We start from the raw sequence: 16,139 nt of genomic DNA, 5'->3' as shown, positions 1-16,139 counted from the left end.
ACCCGACCCGGCCACCGGCACGGTCGGCGGACCCCCTCGATGGGGACTACTGGCGCGGATCGCCGACGGGGGACGAGCCTCGCCGACCTTCGGCCGCGCTCTCGCCGGCCTCCGCCGTGTCGATGGCATCCGCCGTGTCGACGGCCTCGGCCGTGTCCGCGGCGGTCGCGGTCTCCGCCGTCGCCCGGCGCGCCTCCGAAGGCTCCGGAGCCTGCTGGCCCGGCACGGCCACGTCGAGCACCACGATCGTGATGTTATCACGACCGCCGTTCTCGAGCGCTGCCTCCAGCATCGCGTCCACGGCTGCCGCGGGATCGGCGTGCAGGCGCAGGAAGTGCAGGATGCCGTAGTCCGTGAGCTCCTTGGTGAGCCCGTCGGAGCAGATGACGAATCGGTCGCCGTCGCGCACGTCGAGTCGCACGTAGTCGGGCACGGCGCCCTCGCTGGGGCCGACCGCGCGGGTGATCACGTTGCCGTACGGGTGGTTCTCGGCCTCCTCGGGGCTGAGCCGCCCGGCGGCGACGAGCTCCTGCACCAGCGAGTGGTCGGTCGTCACCTGCGCGAGCGCGTCGTCGCGCTGCAGGTAGACCCGCGAGTCGCCGATGTTGAGGGCGACCCACGTCGCGTCGTCGTCGGTGATGTCGAGGTAGACGCCGGTGACCGTGGTCCCGGTGCCCTCGTCCGTGGTCTCCGGGTGGTCGCCGATGTCGCGCACCGCCTTGACCAGCGCCTTCTCGATCGCCTCGGGCGTCACGGGGCCCTTGCCCACCATGCGCTGCAGGCGGTCGACCGTGCTCGCGCTGGCGATCTCGCCTCCGATGTGCCCGCCCATCCCGTCGGCGACGACGAACAGCGGATAGGCGGTGAGGAGCGCGTCCTGGTTGATGTCGCGCTTGCGGCCGCGGTGGGTCGCTCCCGCCCACGTCAGAACGGCTTCGACGCCAGTGGGCAGCGTCACCGACTGTGACTGCGCCGTCTGGGGGGCGTCGGACACGGGCATGGACCTCCGGGGTCGGGAAGACGTCGCGGCTCGCGCACGAGGGGCGAGGCCGTCACGGGCTCTCACATCCTAGCCGCAGCGGCGCGTCGCACCGGTGGCGCGATACCGGATCGGAGGAGGCAGGTGGCGTCCTCCCCTCCGTCAGCCCTCCGACGAGAGCGGTCCGGGGAAGATCTCGTCGATCTCGACGAGCTCCTCCTCCGTCGGGCGCCACGCGCCGCCGGCGGCGGCGTTCGCGGCCACCTGTGCGGGCGAGGTGGCCCCCGCGATCACGCTCGCCACGGCGTCCTGCGAGAGCAGCCAGCCGAACGTGGCCTCGAGCATCGTGATGCCGCGCGCATCGCAGAACGCCTGGTAGGACTCGAGCGCGCCCCATGGGGCGTTCTCCCACAGGTGGCGGCGCTGCGACATGATGCGGCTGCCCTCCGGGCCCCCCTCGCGCGTGAACTTGCCCGTGAGCAGCCCGTTGTAGAGCGGGAAGTACGGGAAGAACCCCAGACCGAAGTGCCGCACGGCGGGAAGCACCTCCCGCTCGGCTTCCCGTTCGAGAAGCGAGAACTGGTTCTGCGACGAGACGAATCCCGGCAGCGCCCGCCCCGGCGATCCGGCGCCGCCCGCCGCGGTCAGAGCGGCCTCCGCGATCTGCCACCCGGTGAGGTTCGAGTGCCCGTAGTAGCGGATCTTGCCCTCCCTCACCAGATCGTCGAGGGCGTCGACCGTCTCGGCGATGGGAGTGCCGGGGTCGGGCGTGTGCAGCTGGTAGAGGTCGATCCAGTCGGTGCGCAGCCGGGCGAGGGACGCGTCGACGGCGCGGCGGATGTACGCCCGTGATCCCTTGGCGCCCGCTGTCGGCCCGTGCCCCATGTCGACGCCGGAGTGCCCGAACTTCGTCGCCACCACCACCCGGTCCCGGCGACCGGCGAGCGCCTCGCCCATGAGCGTCTCGCTGCGTCCCTGTCCGCCGTACATCTCGGCGGTGTCGAGGAAGACGACGCCGTGCTCGATGGCGGCGTCGAGGACCGCGCGCGTCCCGTCGAGCGACTCCGTGGCCGTGCCGGGGCGGCCGAAGTTGTTGCAGCCGAGGCCGACCTCCGACACCAGCAGACCCGACTGCCCGACCCGACGCATCCCGACGCTCATGCCCCCACGCTACGCGACCCCGCCCGCCCGCCCGGGCCGCGTCGGCATCGCTCGCGCGACGGCCACGGGCGCCCCGCACGCGTCCGAGGCGTTCCGGGGTCGTCCGGCGCCCGCCCGCTCACTCGGGGACGACGATGACCTTCCCGGCGATGCGACCGGTCGAGGCCTCGGCGTGCAGCTCCGACAGCCGACCGAGCGGGACGCGGCGGCTCACGTCGGCCTGCAGCCCGCCGTCGTCGACGAGGGCGGCCACCTGCAGGAGGCGCTCGCGATCTGCGCGCACGAACACCGTCGTCGACCGCACCCCTCGCCCGGCGTCGGCCGGCGTCGGCATCCAGGCGGTGGTGCTGACGACCGCCCCGCCGTCGCGCACCAGCGCGACCAGCGCGGCGAACTCCTCGGGATCGAGGGGAGCCAGGTTCAGCAGGACGTCGACCGGCTCGGAGACGGCGTCGAGCAGCGCGACGGCGGTGCGGTCGACGATCTCGTCCGCACCGGCGGCGCGTACGGCGTCCACGCTTCGCGGGCTCGCCGTGGCGACGACGTGCACGCCGGCTCGCTTGGCGAGGCGGACGGCGTGCTTTCCCACCGCACCGCCGGCGCCGACGATGAGCACACGCTGCCCCGCCTCGAGTCCGCCGTCGTCGAACAGCGCCTGCCAGGCCGTCAGCGTCACCGAGGGCAGCGCCGCGGCGTCGGCCAGCGGGATGCGGGTCGGCGCCGTGACCACGGCGTCCGCCGGCGCGACGACGTACTCCGCGGCTCCGCCGTCGCGCTCCATCGGGAGGAACCCGAACACCGCGTCGCCGATCCCGATGCCCGTCACGCCGGCGCCGACCGCGTCGACCGTGCCGGACACGTCGTAGCCCGGGATGTGCGGGAGCACGACCGGGATCGGGAGGAACCCGGCCCGCATCCCGTCGTCGGCCGCGTTGAAGGCGGAGGCCGCCACACGCAGCCTCACCTCCCCCGGTTCCGGCGTCGGCCGCTCGACGTCGTCGTACCGGAGCACCTCGGGTCCGCCGACCTCGAAGAACCGCATTGCCTTCATGATGTCTCCTTCGTTAATTGCTTTGATTTCGAAGCATGTGCCGAGCGTAGCACTACTTCGAACTCGAAGCAATCGATAGGATGGGGACATGACCGCATCGCCCGCCCGCCTCAGCCCGACCCAGCTCGGTGCCTACTTCGCGTTCACCGAGGTCAGCGCGCTGCTGCGCCACGCCGTCGAGAAGCAGCTGCGGGACGTCGGTCGGCTCAGCTACGTGCAGTTCCAGCTGCTCGCGCGCCTCGGCGACTCTCCGGACGGCCGCCAGCGGATGACAGACCTCGCCGACGGGGTCGTCTACAGCCGCAGTGGCCTGACCTATCAGGCGCAGCTGCTGGAGGAGCGCGGGCTCGTCACCCGCTCCCCGTCGCCCGAGGACGAGCGCAGCACCGTGGTCGCCGTCACCGACGCAGGGCGCACGGTGCTCGCCGAGGTGTTCCCGGGTCACGTCGAGCTCGTCAGCAGCCTGCTGTTCGGGGACCTCTCGGACGGCGACGTCGACGAGCTGGCTCGCATCCTGGAGCGGACGCGCGATAACCTCCGCGCGATCCCGCCTCGTTCGGCGGCTCCTCGCCGGCGGCGGACCCCGTGAGCCCCGCCCGCTGAGCATCAGGCACGGCCGGCACCTGCCGCGCCGTTCGCACACGCACGAGGCCCCGCTCCGACAGCTCGGAGCGGGGCCTCGTGGCGATGCGGCCTTACGGCTGCGGCGGGTTCGGGCCGGCGGGCGGCTCGTCCTCGCCGGGAGCCTTCGCGGGCGGCGGGGTCGGCGCGCCAGGCGCAGCCGGCGGCGGCGTCGGAGCGTCCGGCGACGCCGGCGGCACGGGCGCGCCGGGGGCCGGAGGAGCGGCCGGGGGCGGCGTCGTCGGCGGCGTCGCGGGAGGCGGCACCGGGGCGCCGGACGGCGGCTGCGCGGGGTAGCCCGGCGCGGGCTGCCCGGGCTGGCCGTATCCGCCCGCCGGGGCGCCGGGCTGCGGGTAGCCGGGCTGCTGCGGGTAGCCGGGCTGGGGGTATCCGGCCGGGTAACCCGGCTGGGCGAGGCCGCCGCGCTGCGAGGGCTGCTCCGGGATGCCGTTCCAGCGGGTGCGGTCCGCCACGAAGCCGTTGTGCGCCCACGCGACGGGCGGCACGTTCGGGTTCCAGCGCGACTGCCCGAAGCCCAGGATCAGGAGCCAGATGAGGGGCACCGTCCCCGCGAGTGCGACCCAGCCGCCCTCCTGCTTCAGCTTGATGGTGATCCGGTACGCGGCGAGCAGGCCGATGGTCGCCATGAACACGCCCACGACGATGTTCACGTACGGGATGGCGAAGCCGAACCAGAAGAAGACCAGCCAGGGGTTCACGTCGCCGAGCTTGTAGAAGATCATCCCGTTGTAGAAGGGGATCCAGGCGCGCCACGCACCCTCGACGCCCGCCTTCTCGAAGATCTTCATCAGCCCGAGGGCCGTGAGCACGTACGCCACGATCGCCGGCAGCAGCGCGATCCCGATCATCGTCGCGATCAGACCGCCGATGGCGCCGCCGTAATCGCCATAGTCGCCGTACATGAGGACCTCCCACTCCCTGCGGCTCGTTCACCGCGCTCGCCCCACACTAGCGATCCTGAGCGCCCGCTGAAAAGATTCGCCCCCACCGGGCGCGGCTCACGAGTCGCTCAATCGACGACGACGAGCTCGATCTCTCCCACCCTGTGGGACGGACGCATCTCGACCCCCGCGCGCGCCGCCCAGCCGATCAGGGCATCGACGTCCGCGAGCGCCGGGCGCTCCTCGGCCAGAAGCCGCACCAGCAGGCCCTTCGAGCGCTTGTTGAAGTGGTTCAGCGCCCGCGCGGCGCCGTCGGGCCCCTGCGACACCACCCGCACGTACACGCTCGCCACCGTGTCGGGGATCGGCCCCAGCGCCGCGTACGCCTCAGACCGCAGATCGACGACGAGCCCGCTCAGCCCGACGAAGGCGCCGCGCACCGCCTCGGCCCACACGCGCTTCAGCGGCGGCAGGCCCGGCACCGACGCACCCGCCGCCAGCCGGTAGGCGGGGATCGCGTCCAGGGCCCCCACCGGCCCGAGCAGGGCCGTCTGGATCAGCACGTGCTCGCCCAGCCACGACCGCGCGGCCGGGGCGAGGGACGCCGCGTCGAGCGCGTCGAACAGCACGCCGGTGTAGCGGTCGACGGCCGGCATGCCCGCCGACTCCCGCAGCGCCGCGTTCACGTCGATCTCGCCGCGCTGGCGCGGAGAGAGCTTCAGCGCCTTCGCGGCCCGCTCCGGATCGGCCGACAGCGCCACCACGGACGCCACGACGGCCTCCCGCTGCGGTGCGAGCACCGACAGCGAGAGGCCGTCGAGATTCAGTGGCGCGTCCGATCCGCCTGCCCGCTTCGTCTCGGAAGGGGGCAGGAGGATCGTGGTCAAGAAGCCAGTGCCGCGTGGCCCGCGACGACGGTGAGCACGTTGCCCTCCATCGACACGAAGCCGTCGCGCGCGTCGGCGATGACCTTGGTCCCGTCCTCCTGCGTGATGCGGACCTGACCCGCGGCGAGGATCGCCAGCACGGGCTCGTGGCCCTGCATGAAGCCGATCTCACCCTCGGTGGTCTTGGCGACCACGAGGTTCGCCTCGCCCGTCCACACCTCCGACTCCGCGGAGACCAGGGTGACCTGAAGGCCCATGCTCAGCTGTTCTCCTTCTGGATCTGCGCCCACTTCGCCTCGACGTCGCCGATGCCGCCGACGTTGAAGAACGCCTGCTCCGCGACGTGGTCGAAGTCGCCCTTCACGATCGCGTCGAACGACTCGATGGTCTCCTTGATCGGGACGGTCGAGCCCTCGACACCGGTGAACTTCTTCGCCATGTAGGTGTTCTGCGAGAGGAACTGCTGGATGCGGCGCGCGCGGGCGACGACGATCTTGTCCTCTTCCGAGAGCTCGTCGACACCGAGGATCGCGATGATCTCCTGCAGCTCCTTGTTCTTCTGCAGGATCTGCTTGACGGCGGTGGCCACGCGGTAGTGGTCCTCGCCGATGTAGCGCGGGTCGAGGATGCGGCTGGTCGACGTCAGCGGGTCGACGGCCGGGTACAGACCCTTCGAGGCGATCTCTCGCGAGAGCTCCGTGGTGGCGTCGAGGTGCGCGAACGTGGTCGCCGGGGCCGGGTCGGTGTAGTCGTCGGCCGGCACGTAGATCGCCTGCAGCGAGGTGATCGAGTGACCGCGCGTCGAGGTGATGCGCTCCTGGAGCACACCCATCTCGTCGGCGAGGTTGGGCTGGTAGCCCACGGCCGAGGGCATGCGGCCGAGCAGCGTCGACACCTCGGAGCCCGCCTGCGTGAAGCGGAAGATGTTGTCGATGAACAGCAGCACGTCCTGCTTCTGCACGTCGCGGAAGTACTCCGCCATCGTCAGGGCCGACAGGGCGACGCGCAGACGCGTCCCCGGCGGCTCGTCCATCTGGCCGAAGACGAGGGCGGTCTTGTCGAAGACGCCCGCCTCCTCCATCTCGCCGATAAGGTCGTTGCCCTCACGGGTGCGCTCGCCGACGCCGGCGAACACCGAGACGCCGCCGTGGTCCTGCGCGACGCGCTGGATCATCTCCTGGATGAGGACGGTCTTGCCGACGCCCGCACCGCCGAAGAGGCCGATCTTGCCGCCGAGCACGTAAGGCGTGAGCAGGTCGATGACCTTGATGCCGGTCTCGAACATCTGTGTCTTCGACTCGAGCTGGTCGAACGCCGGCGCCTTGCGGTGGATGCCCCAGCGCTCGGTGACCTCGATCACCTCGCCGTCGGCGGCGTTCAGCACATCGCCGGTGACGTTGAAGACCTTGCCCTTGGTGACGTCGCCGACGGGCACCGAGATCGGGCCGCCGGTGTCGCGCACCTCCTGGCCGCGGACCATGCCGTCCGTCGGCTTCAGCGAGATGGCGCGGACCATGTCGTCGCCGAGGTGCTGCGCGACCTCGAGGGTGATCTCGGTCTGCTCCTCGCCGATGACGATCGTCGTCTTCAGCGCGTTGTAGACCTCGGGGATCGCGTCGTGCGGGAACTCGATGTCGACGACGGGGCCCGTGACGCGAGCGACCCGTCCGACGACCGCGGTCTCAGTGGCAGTCATTTTTCGTCTTTCCTCTTCGTATTCCAGCTCAGGACGCCAGGGCGTCGGCACCGCCGACGATCTCGGCGATCTGCTGCGTGATCTCGGCCTGACGCGCGTTGTTGCGCAGGCGGGTGTAGTCGGTGATGAGCTTGTCGGCGTTGTCGCTGGCCGACTTCATCGCCTTCTGCGTGGCCGCCTGCTTCGCGGCGGCCGACTGCAGCAGGGCGTTGAAGATGCGGCTCTGGATGTACACCGGCAGGAGCTTGTCGAGCACCTCCGTGGCGTCGGGCTCGAACTCGTACAGCGGGTAGATCTCGTTGTGCGCGCCCGACTCCTCGTCGGTCTCGACGACCTCGAGGGGAAGCAGGCGCACCTGCTCCGCCTCCTGGGTCATCATGCTGACGAAGCGGTTGTAGACGATGTGGATCTCGTCGACGCCGCCCTCCGAGGCATCCTTCTCGTAGGCCTCGAGCAGCGTCGCCGCCATCTCCTCCGCCGTCTCGAAGCTCGGCACGTCGGCGTCACCCGTCCACTCCGCCTCCGTCGCGATGTGACGGAACTGGAAGTAGCCGACGGCCTTGCGGCCGAAGAGGTAGAACGAGACGTCCTTGCCCTGCGAGCGCAGGAGCTCCGAGAGCTCGAGCGCCTCGCGCAGCACCTGCGAGTTGAAGGCGCCGGCGAGACCGCGGTCCGAGCTGAGGATCACGATCGCCGACCGCTTGACCGACTCCGGCTCGCGCGTCAGCGCGTGGTCGATGTCGGTGTGCGTGGCGACCGCCGACACCGCACGCGTCACCGCGCGGGAGAAGGGGCTGGACGCGTTCACACGCGCCAGCGCCTTCTGGATGCGCGAAGCCGCGATCAGCTCCATCGCCTTGGTGATCTTCTTGGTCGTCTGAGCAGAAGAGATCTTCTGCTTGTACTCCCTGAGCTTTGCTCCCATGATCCGTCTTTCTCGGCGCCCGGCTTACGCCCGGCGGCCCTTGACGATCTTCTCCTGATCGACGTCGGTCGCGGCGGCAGCCTGGTGCTCCTCGTGGCCCGGGGCGCCGAGCTGCTGCCCCTTGCCGCCCTGGAACTCGAGCAGGAACGCGTCGATCGCCTTGTCCATCTCCGCGACCGTGTCGTCCTCGAGCTTGCCCGTGTCGCGCAGCGTGTCGAGGATCGTCGTGTTGCGGCGCAGGTGGTCGAGCAGCTCCGCCTCGAAGCGCAGCACGTCCTCCACCTCGACGGTGTCGAGCTTGCCGTTCGTGCCGGCCCAGATCGAGACGACCTGCTCCTCGGCAGGGTACGGCGAGTACTGCGGCTGCTTGAGCAGCTCGGTCAGGCGCGCACCGCGGGCCAGCTGACGGCGCGAGGCCGCATCGAGGTCGGACGCGAACATCGCGAACGCCTCCAGCGAGCGGTACTGGGCGAGCTCGAGCTTCAACGTGCCCGAGACCTTCTTGATGTGCTTGAGCTGGGCGTCGCCGCCGACTCGCGACACCGAGATGCCCACGTCGACCGCGGGACGCTGGTTCGCGTTGAACAGGTCGGACTGCAGGAAGATCTGACCGTCGGTGATCGAGATCACGTTGGTCGGGATGTAGGCCGACACGTCGTTGGCCTTCGTCTCGATGATCGGCAGGCCGGTCATCGAGCCGGCGCCCAGCTCGTCCGACAGCTTCGCGCAGCGCTCGAGCAGACGCGAGTGCAGGTAGAACACGTCGCCGGGGTAGGCCTCGCGGCCCGGCGGACGACGCAGCAGCAGCGAGACGGCGCGGTAGGCCTCGGCCTGCTTCGACAGGTCGTCGAAGATGATCAGCACGTGCTTGCTGTTGTACATCCAGTGCTGGCCGATGGCCGAGCCGGTGTACGGCGCGAGGTACTTGAAGCCGGCAGGGTCGGACGCGGGGGCCGCGACGATGGTGGTGTACTCCATCGCGCCGGCCTCCTCGAGGGCGCCCTTCACCGAGGCGATGGTCGAGCCCTTCTGACCGATCGCGACGTAGATGCAGCGGACCTGCTTCTCGGGGTCGCCCGAGGCCCAGTTGTCCTTCTGGTTGATGATCGTGTCGATCGCGATCGCCGTCTTGCCGGTCTGGCGGTCGCCGATGATCAGCTGACGCTGGCCGCGGCCGACGGGGATCATCGCGTCGATCGCCTTGATGCCGGTCTGCATCGGCTCGTGCACCGACTTGCGGGCCATGACGCCGGGGGCCTGCAGCTCGAGGGCGCGGCGGCCCTCGATGCCGGTGATCTCGCCGAGGCCGTCGATCGGGTTGCCGAGCGGGTCGATCACGCGGCCGAGGTAGCCCTCGCCGACGGGGACCGAGAGCACCTCGCCGGTGCGGGTGACCTGCTGGCCCTCCTCGATGCCGCCGAACTCGCCGAGAACGACGACGCCGATCTCGTGCTCGTCCAGGTTCTGGGCGAGGCCCAGCGTGCCGTCCGCGAAGCGCACCAGCTCGTTGGCCATGACGCCCGGCAGGCCCTCGACGTGGGCGATGCCGTCGGCCGCGTCGATGACGGTGCCGACCTCGGTCGCCGCGTCGCCGGTGGGCTCGTACGCTGCGACGAAGTCCTTCAGCGCGTCACGGATGACGTCGGGGCTGATCGTGATGTCTGCCATTGTCTTCCTCTGTCTTGATGGAGATCGTGTTGTGGGATCCGCGATCCCCAAGTGGGTCCGCCGGCGGCGGGAAGTGTTCGGTCAGCCGGCCAGCTGCTGGCGCACGCCTGCGAGGCGCGACGCGATGCTGCCGTCGATGACGTCGTCTGCGATCTGCACGCGCACGCCGCCGACGATCGAGGGGTCGACGACCGAGCTGATCGTCACCTCGCCGCCGTATGTGCGCGACAGCGCGGTGGCCAGACGCTCGCCCTGGGCCGCCGTGAGGGGTGCCGCCGTGGTCACGGTGGCGACCGTGCGACCACGCTGGGCGGCCACGACGCGGATCGCGCGGGCCAGGACGGCCCGGACGCGACGACCGCGCGGGTGCTGCACGAGCGACGAGACGACGAGGGTGGTCGCCTCCCCCGCGCGCCCGCCGAGCAGCGACTGCATCAGCGCGCCCTTGGCCGCACCGTCGCCGAGGCGGCTGCCGAGCGCGAGCTCGAGCTCGGGGTTCTCCGCGACGATGCGGGAGACGCGGAAGAGCTCGCCCTCGAGGTCGCCGCGGTCCGCCACGGCGGCCGCGCGGACGGCGAGCTCCTCGATGCCGTCGACCAGGTCGTCCTGCGACGACCACCGCTCGGCGGCGGCCGTCGTCAGGAGCGACTGCGCAGTCGACGACAGCGAGCCGAAGACACGGGAGACCAGCGAGCTGCGGGCCTCGGGCGCCGCAGCCGGGTCGGCCAGCGCGCCGCTCAGCGCCTGCGAGCCGCTCACGGCACGAGCGGCCGCGAAGAGCTCACGAGCCGTGTCGAGGTCGACCTTCGCGGCGCCGAGCGCCTGAACGCCCGCCGCGAGCGCCTGAGTGGTCGCGCTGCCCATTACTTCGCCGCCTTCTCGGAGGACTCAAGGTCCGACAGGAAGCGGTCGACCACGGCCGAGGCCTTCTGGTCGTCGCTCAGCGTCTCGCCGATGACGTTGCCGGCCAGGTCGATCGCGAGCGCGCCGACCTCGCTGCGCAGCGTGACGAGCGCCGACTGGCGCTCCGCCTCGATCTGCGTGTGCGCGGTCGCCGTGATGCGCTCGGCCTCGGTGGACGCCGCGGTGCGGGCCTCGGCGACGATGCGCTTGCCGTCCTCGCGGGCCGACTCACGGATGTCGCCGGCCTCCTTGCGAGCCTCGGAGAGCTGCTTGGTGTACTCCTCGAGGGCCGCCTCGGCCTGGCGCTGGGCCTCGTCGGCCTTCGCGATGTTGCCCTCGATGGCCGCCGCGCGCTCGTCGAGCATCGTCGTCAGCCTCGGCAGAGCGACCTTCCACACCACGAAGAGGATGACGAGGAAGCACACCGCGGACCAGATGATGTCGTAGTACGCCGGAAAAAGCGGGTTGGGCGCCTCCCCCTCTTCGGCGGCGACCGTGACAAGAGCGTTCAGCATCCTGTCTCCTTACGTGTCAGCTGCGGATAATCAGGCGCCGAAGATGAAGCCGGTCGCGATGCCGATGAACGCGAGGGCCTCGGTGAAGGCGATACCGATCCACATGAGGACCTGCAGACGACCGGCGAGCTCGGGCTGGCGGGCGACCGACTCGATGGTCTTGCCGACGACGATGCCCACGCCGATGGCCGGGCCGATGGCGGCGAGACCATAGCCGACCGTCGCGATCGATCCGGTCACGTTGGCGAGAACCGTAGTAGCGTCCACGGGTTTTTCCTTTCGGTTAGGCGGTGCGCCGTTCGGCGACCGTCAGTGCTCTTCCGCAACCGCGAGCTGGATGTAGACCGCGGTGAGGATCGTGAAGACGTAGGCCTGGAGGAATGCCACCAGGACCTCGAACAGGGTGAAGGCGAAGCCGAAGGCGAGGGTGCCGACGCCCAGGGGCGCCCACCATCCGCCGGCGGTGAAGAAGAAGAACTGCGTCGCCGAGAAGAACAGCACGAGCATGAGGTGGCCGACGATCATGTTCATCAGCAGTCGCAGCGTCAGCGTGACCGGGCGGATGATGAACGTCGACAGGAACTCGAGCGGCGTGACGATGAAGTACAGGAACCACGGGACGCCCGACGGGAACAGCGCGTTCCGGAAGAAGCCCGCCGGGCTCTTCTTGATGCCCGCGTAGATGAACGTGACGTAGGAGATCACGGCCAGCAGCAGCGGCACGGCGATGACGCTGGTTCCCGCGATGTTGATGCCGGGGATGATGCCCGTCAGGTTCATGAACAGGATCATGAAGAACATCGTCGTGAGCAGCGGCAGGAACCGGTTGCCGTCCTTGCGGCCCAGGATGTCGTGCGCGATGTTGACGCGGACGAAGTCGAGGCCCATCTCGACGATGCTCTGCAGCCGGCCGGGCACGACCTTCATGTTGCGCGTGCCGACGACCAGCAGGATCACCAGGATCGCCGTCGCGAGCAGCTGCGCCGCGTTGATGCGCGTGAACTCGAAGGAGCCGATCTGGAAGATCGCCGGCGGGAAGAAGTCCGTGATCGACGGCGGGTGGAATCCGCCATCGCTCGATTCGGCAGAGGCGATCAGCATCGCGGCTTGAGTCAACGTGTGGCTCCGGCTTCATAGCTCCGGCACGAGGACCGGGAAGGGCAGGAAGTCGTCATCTGCATGAGGCCCATGTCACCGTCGGCATCCGCGGGGAACTCAGCAGGAACCTCATCAGCCTATCAAAGAAATCGACTGCTTCTACGCGGCGTCGAAAGACGGCGCTCAGGAGTCCTTCGCGGGGCCGTCCTCGACCGCCCCGTCGGAGGCGCCCTCGCCCGGCAGCTGGACGTCGACATACGGGGTGCGCGAGCGGAGCATGGCGATCGCGTCGATGGCCAGCGAGGCGACGACGCTCACCACGAGCGAGACGAAGAAGATGCCGGGCACGATCCACGGCTGGCCGCGCAGCACCATCAGCGCAACGATGAACAGCACCAGCTTGAGCAGCCAGCCGCCGAGCACCACGCCGAAGAAGATCGGCACGTACAGGTCGTCGCCGAACCAGCGGTTCGCGACGAGGATGCTCACCGCGGTGAGGAGCATGAAGACCGCCGCGATCGCGGCGCCGGCGAGCGCGCTGAACATGCCGTCGGCGCCGGCCATCGCGAAGCCGATCCCGCCGCCGACCGCGGCGACGACGACCGTGACGATCGCCCCCCAGACCAGCGCGGTGCGCAGCACGGGCGTGCTCGAGATGTGGGGGGTCGACATGTCAGGCCTCCTGGGTGGCGGGGGTCGGGACGGGTTCCGCGGCCGTGCGCCGCGTGGGCATGAGGGTGAGGACCAGGCACGCCGCGACGCCGACGAGGCCGAACGCCACGCCGATCCAGTACTGCCCGAACCACTCCTCGCGCGTGGCGAGGTACATCAGCAGCACGGCGAGGGAGATCACCGCGGTCCAGGCGTAGAAGATCAGCACGGCCTCGCGGTCGGTGTGGCCGAGGTCGAGCATCCGGTGGTGCAGGTGCTTCCGATCCGGCGAGAACGGCGACTTGCCCGCCCGCATGCGCCGCATCACGGCGAGGCCGAAGTCGGCCAGCGGCAGCAGCACCACGACCATGGGCAGCAGGATCGGCAGGAAGGCGCCGAGCAGCTGCGAGCGCCCGAGGCCGTCGACCGGGTCGAGCACCGACGGCGGGATCTGGCCCGTCACCGCGATGGCGCTCGTGGCCATCAGCAGGCCGAGCACGAGCGCGCCGGAGTCACCCATGAACATCTTCGCGGGCTTCCAGTTGAGGGGCAGGAAACCGGCGCACGCGCCGATCATCACGGCCGCGAGGAAGGTCGCGAGGTTGAAGTTCGTGGTCGTGACGTCGCGGACGAGGATGTACGAGTAGACGAAGAACACGCCGTTCGCGATCAGGCACACGCCGGCGACGAGCCCGTCGAGGCCGTCGATGAAGTTCACCGCGTTCATCACGATGACGATCGAGAACATCGTCAGCACGATGCTGACCCAGCTGGAGACCAGCGTCATCCCGCCGATCGGGAGCGAGTAGATCTGCAGGCCGCCGCCGACCGCGATGATGCCCGCGGCGAGGAACTGCGCGCCCAGCTTGATCGTCCAGTCCAGGTCCCAGAGGTCGTCGGCGACGCCGATCAGCACGATGAGCAGCGCGGCGCCCAGCACCGACCACACCATCTGCGGCTCGGCCCAGAACGTCTGGAAGTACTCGTTCGACGCCGAGACGGCGATCGCCGCGACCATCGCCAGGAACATAGCGACGCCGCCGAGGCGGGGCGTCGGGGTCTTGTGGACGTCGCGGTCGCGGATGCCCGGGTAGAGGCGGTAGCGCATCGCGAGGCGCCATACCGCCCAGGCGAGCGCCGTCGTCAGCGCCGCCGTGAACAGGATGGTGAAGAGGTATTGCCTCACTCGAGCGGTTCCCGGGCAGGCGCGGGCCGGTTCGGCTCGTGCTCCGGCAGCTCGAGCAGCTCGCCCAGCACGTCCGCGAGCTCGTCGCGCGTGACCGCGCCGTCGCGCAGGATCCGCACCCGCGGCGGGTCCTCGGCCTCGCGGGGCCCCACCAGGGAGGTCGCGTCGACGATGGTCGAGGCCACTCCCGTGCGAGACGGCCCGTCGTCGAGGTAGACGGCGATGCTGTCGCCGAGCATGGCGCGCGCGTCGTCGCCCGTCACGGCGGCCGGGCGACCGGTCAGGTTGGCGCTGGAGACCGCGAGCGGGCCCGTCTCGGTCAGGAGCTCGAGGGCGATGCGGTGATCGGGCATGCGCACGGCGACGGTGCCCTTGGTCTCGCCCAGGTCCCACGACAGCGAGGGCTGCGCGGGCAGCACGATCGTGAGGCCGCCCGGCCAGAACCTCTCCACGAGGCGGTCGACGGCCTCGGGCACCTGCTCGACCAGCGCCCGCATGGCGTCGGGGCCGGACACGAGGACGGGCGGCGGCTGCTGCCGTCCGCGGCCCTTGGCGTCGAGCAGCGCCTGCACGGCGCTCGCGCTGAACGCGTCGGCCGCGACGCCGTACACCGTGTCGGTGGGCATCACGACGAGGCTGCCGCGCGCGATCGCCTGACGCGCCTGGCGCATGCCGGCCAGCAGCTGCGCCTCGTCGCCGCAGTCGAAGAGAGGGGAGGACATCGCGGACAAGTCTACGTGCCGCCGCCCGCGCGCCACGGTTCCTCTGCCGGGCCGACGAGGCCGTCGCCGGAGGACCTGTCGACGGCCCACCGGTCGATGACCGGACGAGCCTGATCGAGAGCCTCCGCTCCCCGCGGCGGCTGTCGGTCAGGGCCGGATCGCGGTGGTGGTGCGATCGCGGAGCGTGAGGTCGGGATGCGTCGCCGCCGCGCGCCAGCCGTCCGCCGTGAGCAGCTCGCGGATCTGGGTGCCCTGCAGCTCGCCATGCTCGATGACGAGCGTGCCGCCGGCGCGCAGCAGGCGCCGGCCCACGTGGCTGAGCTGACGCACGACGTCGAGGCCGTCCGGGCCGCCGTAGAGCGCCGCCTCGGGGTCGTGCAGCCTCACCTCGGGGTCGCGCGGGATCGCGTCGTCGGGCACGTACGGCGGGTTGGAGACCACGACGTCGACGGTGCCGTCGAGGTCGGCGAACGCGACGGCGAGGTCGGCGAAGACCAGGCGCAGGTTCTCGGCGCCGACCCGGCGCACGTTCTCCTTCGTCCAGACGAACGCGTACGGCGAGTTCTCCGCGGCATGGATCCGCGCGTGCGGCACCTCGGTCGCGAGCGACAGCGCGATCGCGCCGCTGCCGGCGCCGAGGTCGACGCCCACCGGCCCCTCTCCCTCGGGCCAGGGGCCCGGCGCCGCGCGCAGCGCGTCGATGGCGATCTGCGCGACCGTCTCGGTCTCGGGTCGGGGCACGAAGACACCGGGGCCGACGGCCAGCTCGAGGTGGCGGAAGTAGGCGACCCCCGTGATGTGCTGCAGCGGCTCCCGCGCGGCTCGGCGCGCGACCAGGGTCTCGTACGCGTCCGCCTCGGCCCGCGTCAGGTCGTCGCCGCGGACCACGGCCGCCTGCACCTCGCCCCGGCTCTGCCCGCGCAGGTGGGCCAGCAGCAGCTCGGCGTCGACCTGCGGATCGGGCACCCCCGCGCCTGCGAGGCGCTGCGCCGCCTGCTGGAGGACATCGCGCACGGCGTCGCCCGCGGCGCGCGGGGCGGCATCGCTGACGGGAACGGCGGTCATGAGGAGCCAGCCTAGTGGGGCCGGGATTCCGGGCGCGAGATGGGCGGCGATGGCGGGATGCCCGCCTCGGCATATGGGCGGGCGGGGCCCCTCCGCGATTTCGTCATCC

Annotated in this window: 18 protein-coding genes; 1 reads left to right on the top strand and 17 read right to left on the bottom strand. The window is 70.8% G+C overall.

The genetic code is table 11. The annotated features are described in order from the left end of the window. Positions 1-46: 46 nt before the first annotated feature. From K5S26_RS16250 to K5S26_RS16240, 3 genes are all read right to left on the bottom strand, one after another. The gene (locus K5S26_RS16250; protein WP_308123032.1) at positions 47-958 is read right to left on the bottom strand and encodes a PP2C family protein-serine/threonine phosphatase; all 912 of its coding nucleotides are present in this window, start codon (positions 956-958) and stop codon (positions 47-49) included. Between the two features lie 183 nt (positions 959-1,141). Next, positions 1,142-2,140 (bottom strand): aldo/keto reductase, encoded by a 999-nt coding sequence (locus tag K5S26_RS16245; protein WP_221860130.1) that lies wholly within the window; start codon positions 2,138-2,140, stop codon positions 1,142-1,144. Positions 2,141-2,258: 118 nt separating this feature from the next. Then, positions 2,259-3,191, bottom strand: a complete 933-nt coding sequence (locus K5S26_RS16240; protein ID WP_221860128.1) for an NADP-dependent oxidoreductase — start codon at positions 3,189-3,191, stop codon at positions 2,259-2,261. Positions 3,192-3,279: 88 nt separating this feature from the next. Here K5S26_RS16240 and K5S26_RS16235 point away from each other — a divergent pair, with 88 nt between their 5' ends. Further along, complete coding sequence (locus K5S26_RS16235; RefSeq protein ID WP_221860126.1) at positions 3,280-3,780, top strand: MarR family winged helix-turn-helix transcriptional regulator; 501 nt, start codon at positions 3,280-3,282, stop codon at positions 3,778-3,780. Between the two features lie 106 nt (positions 3,781-3,886). Here K5S26_RS16235 and K5S26_RS16230 read toward each other — a convergent pair whose 3' ends face one another. From K5S26_RS16230 to prmC, 14 genes are all read right to left on the bottom strand, one after another. Then, positions 3,887-4,735 carry a DUF5684 domain-containing protein gene (locus K5S26_RS16230; protein ID WP_221860124.1) on the bottom strand — a complete coding sequence of 283 codons (849 nt, stop codon included), beginning with the start codon at positions 4,733-4,735 and terminating at the stop codon, positions 3,887-3,889. A 107-nt stretch (positions 4,736-4,842) separates the two neighbouring features. Continuing rightward, entirely contained in the window at positions 4,843-5,601 is a 759-nt protein-coding gene (locus K5S26_RS16225) for a YaaA family protein (protein WP_246604139.1), read from the bottom strand. Next, complete coding sequence (locus K5S26_RS16220) at positions 5,598-5,858, bottom strand: F0F1 ATP synthase subunit epsilon (protein WP_221860122.1); 261 nt, start codon at positions 5,856-5,858, stop codon at positions 5,598-5,600. Before K5S26_RS16220 ends, K5S26_RS16225 begins: the two co-directional genes overlap by 4 nt. A gap of 2 nt (positions 5,859-5,860) precedes the next feature. Beyond that, entirely contained in the window at positions 5,861-7,297 is a 1,437-nt protein-coding gene (gene atpD, locus K5S26_RS16215; RefSeq protein WP_221860120.1) for a F0F1 ATP synthase subunit beta, read from the bottom strand. A gap of 28 nt (positions 7,298-7,325) precedes the next feature. Then, entirely contained in the window at positions 7,326-8,222 is an 897-nt protein-coding gene (locus tag K5S26_RS16210) for a F0F1 ATP synthase subunit gamma (RefSeq protein WP_221860118.1), read from the bottom strand. Positions 8,223-8,246: 24 nt separating this feature from the next. Beyond that, positions 8,247-9,890 carry a F0F1 ATP synthase subunit alpha gene (gene atpA, locus K5S26_RS16205; RefSeq protein ID WP_221860116.1) on the bottom strand — a complete coding sequence of 548 codons (1,644 nt, stop codon included), beginning with the start codon at positions 9,888-9,890 and terminating at the stop codon, positions 8,247-8,249. A gap of 81 nt (positions 9,891-9,971) precedes the next feature. After that, positions 9,972-10,754, bottom strand: coding sequence for a F0F1 ATP synthase subunit delta (locus K5S26_RS16200; protein ID WP_221860114.1), 783 nt, complete (start codon positions 10,752-10,754; stop codon positions 9,972-9,974). Next, a complete protein-coding gene (locus tag K5S26_RS16195; RefSeq protein WP_221860111.1) occupies positions 10,754-11,308 on the bottom strand; it encodes a F0F1 ATP synthase subunit B in 555 nt (184 codons plus the stop codon). Before K5S26_RS16195 ends, K5S26_RS16200 begins: the two co-directional genes overlap by 1 nt. Before the next feature lie 30 nt (positions 11,309-11,338). Beyond that, positions 11,339-11,575, bottom strand: coding sequence for an ATP synthase F0 subunit C (gene atpE, locus K5S26_RS16190; protein WP_221860110.1), 237 nt, complete (start codon positions 11,573-11,575; stop codon positions 11,339-11,341). A gap of 42 nt (positions 11,576-11,617) precedes the next feature. Further along, entirely contained in the window at positions 11,618-12,409 is a 792-nt protein-coding gene (atpB, locus tag K5S26_RS16185) for a F0F1 ATP synthase subunit A (RefSeq protein WP_221860108.1), read from the bottom strand. 180 nt (positions 12,410-12,589) lie between these two features. Further along, positions 12,590-13,078 carry a Cg1360 family ATP-synthase-associated protein gene (locus K5S26_RS16180; RefSeq protein WP_221860106.1) on the bottom strand — a complete coding sequence of 163 codons (489 nt, stop codon included), beginning with the start codon at positions 13,076-13,078 and terminating at the stop codon, positions 12,590-12,592. A gap of 1 nt (position 13,079) precedes the next feature. Further along, positions 13,080-14,243, bottom strand: coding sequence for an MraY family glycosyltransferase (locus K5S26_RS16175; RefSeq protein ID WP_221860104.1), 1,164 nt, complete (start codon positions 14,241-14,243; stop codon positions 13,080-13,082). Next, entirely contained in the window at positions 14,240-14,965 is a 726-nt protein-coding gene (locus K5S26_RS16170; protein ID WP_221860102.1) for an L-threonylcarbamoyladenylate synthase, read from the bottom strand. The genes K5S26_RS16175 and K5S26_RS16170 overlap by 4 nt, the downstream gene beginning before the upstream one ends. Positions 14,966-15,112: 147 nt before the next feature. Further along, positions 15,113-16,030, bottom strand: a complete 918-nt coding sequence (gene prmC, locus K5S26_RS16165) for a peptide chain release factor N(5)-glutamine methyltransferase (protein WP_221860099.1) — start codon at positions 16,028-16,030, stop codon at positions 15,113-15,115. Positions 16,031-16,139 lie beyond the last annotated feature (109 nt).

The sequence above is a fragment of the Microbacterium marinilacus genome (assembly GCF_019753765.1).
Lineage (GTDB): Bacteria > Actinomycetota > Actinomycetes > Actinomycetales > Microbacteriaceae > Microbacterium > Microbacterium marinilacus.
The sequence above is the reverse complement of the archived record's forward strand: the minus strand, read 5'-3'. Positions and strand labels throughout refer to the sequence as shown.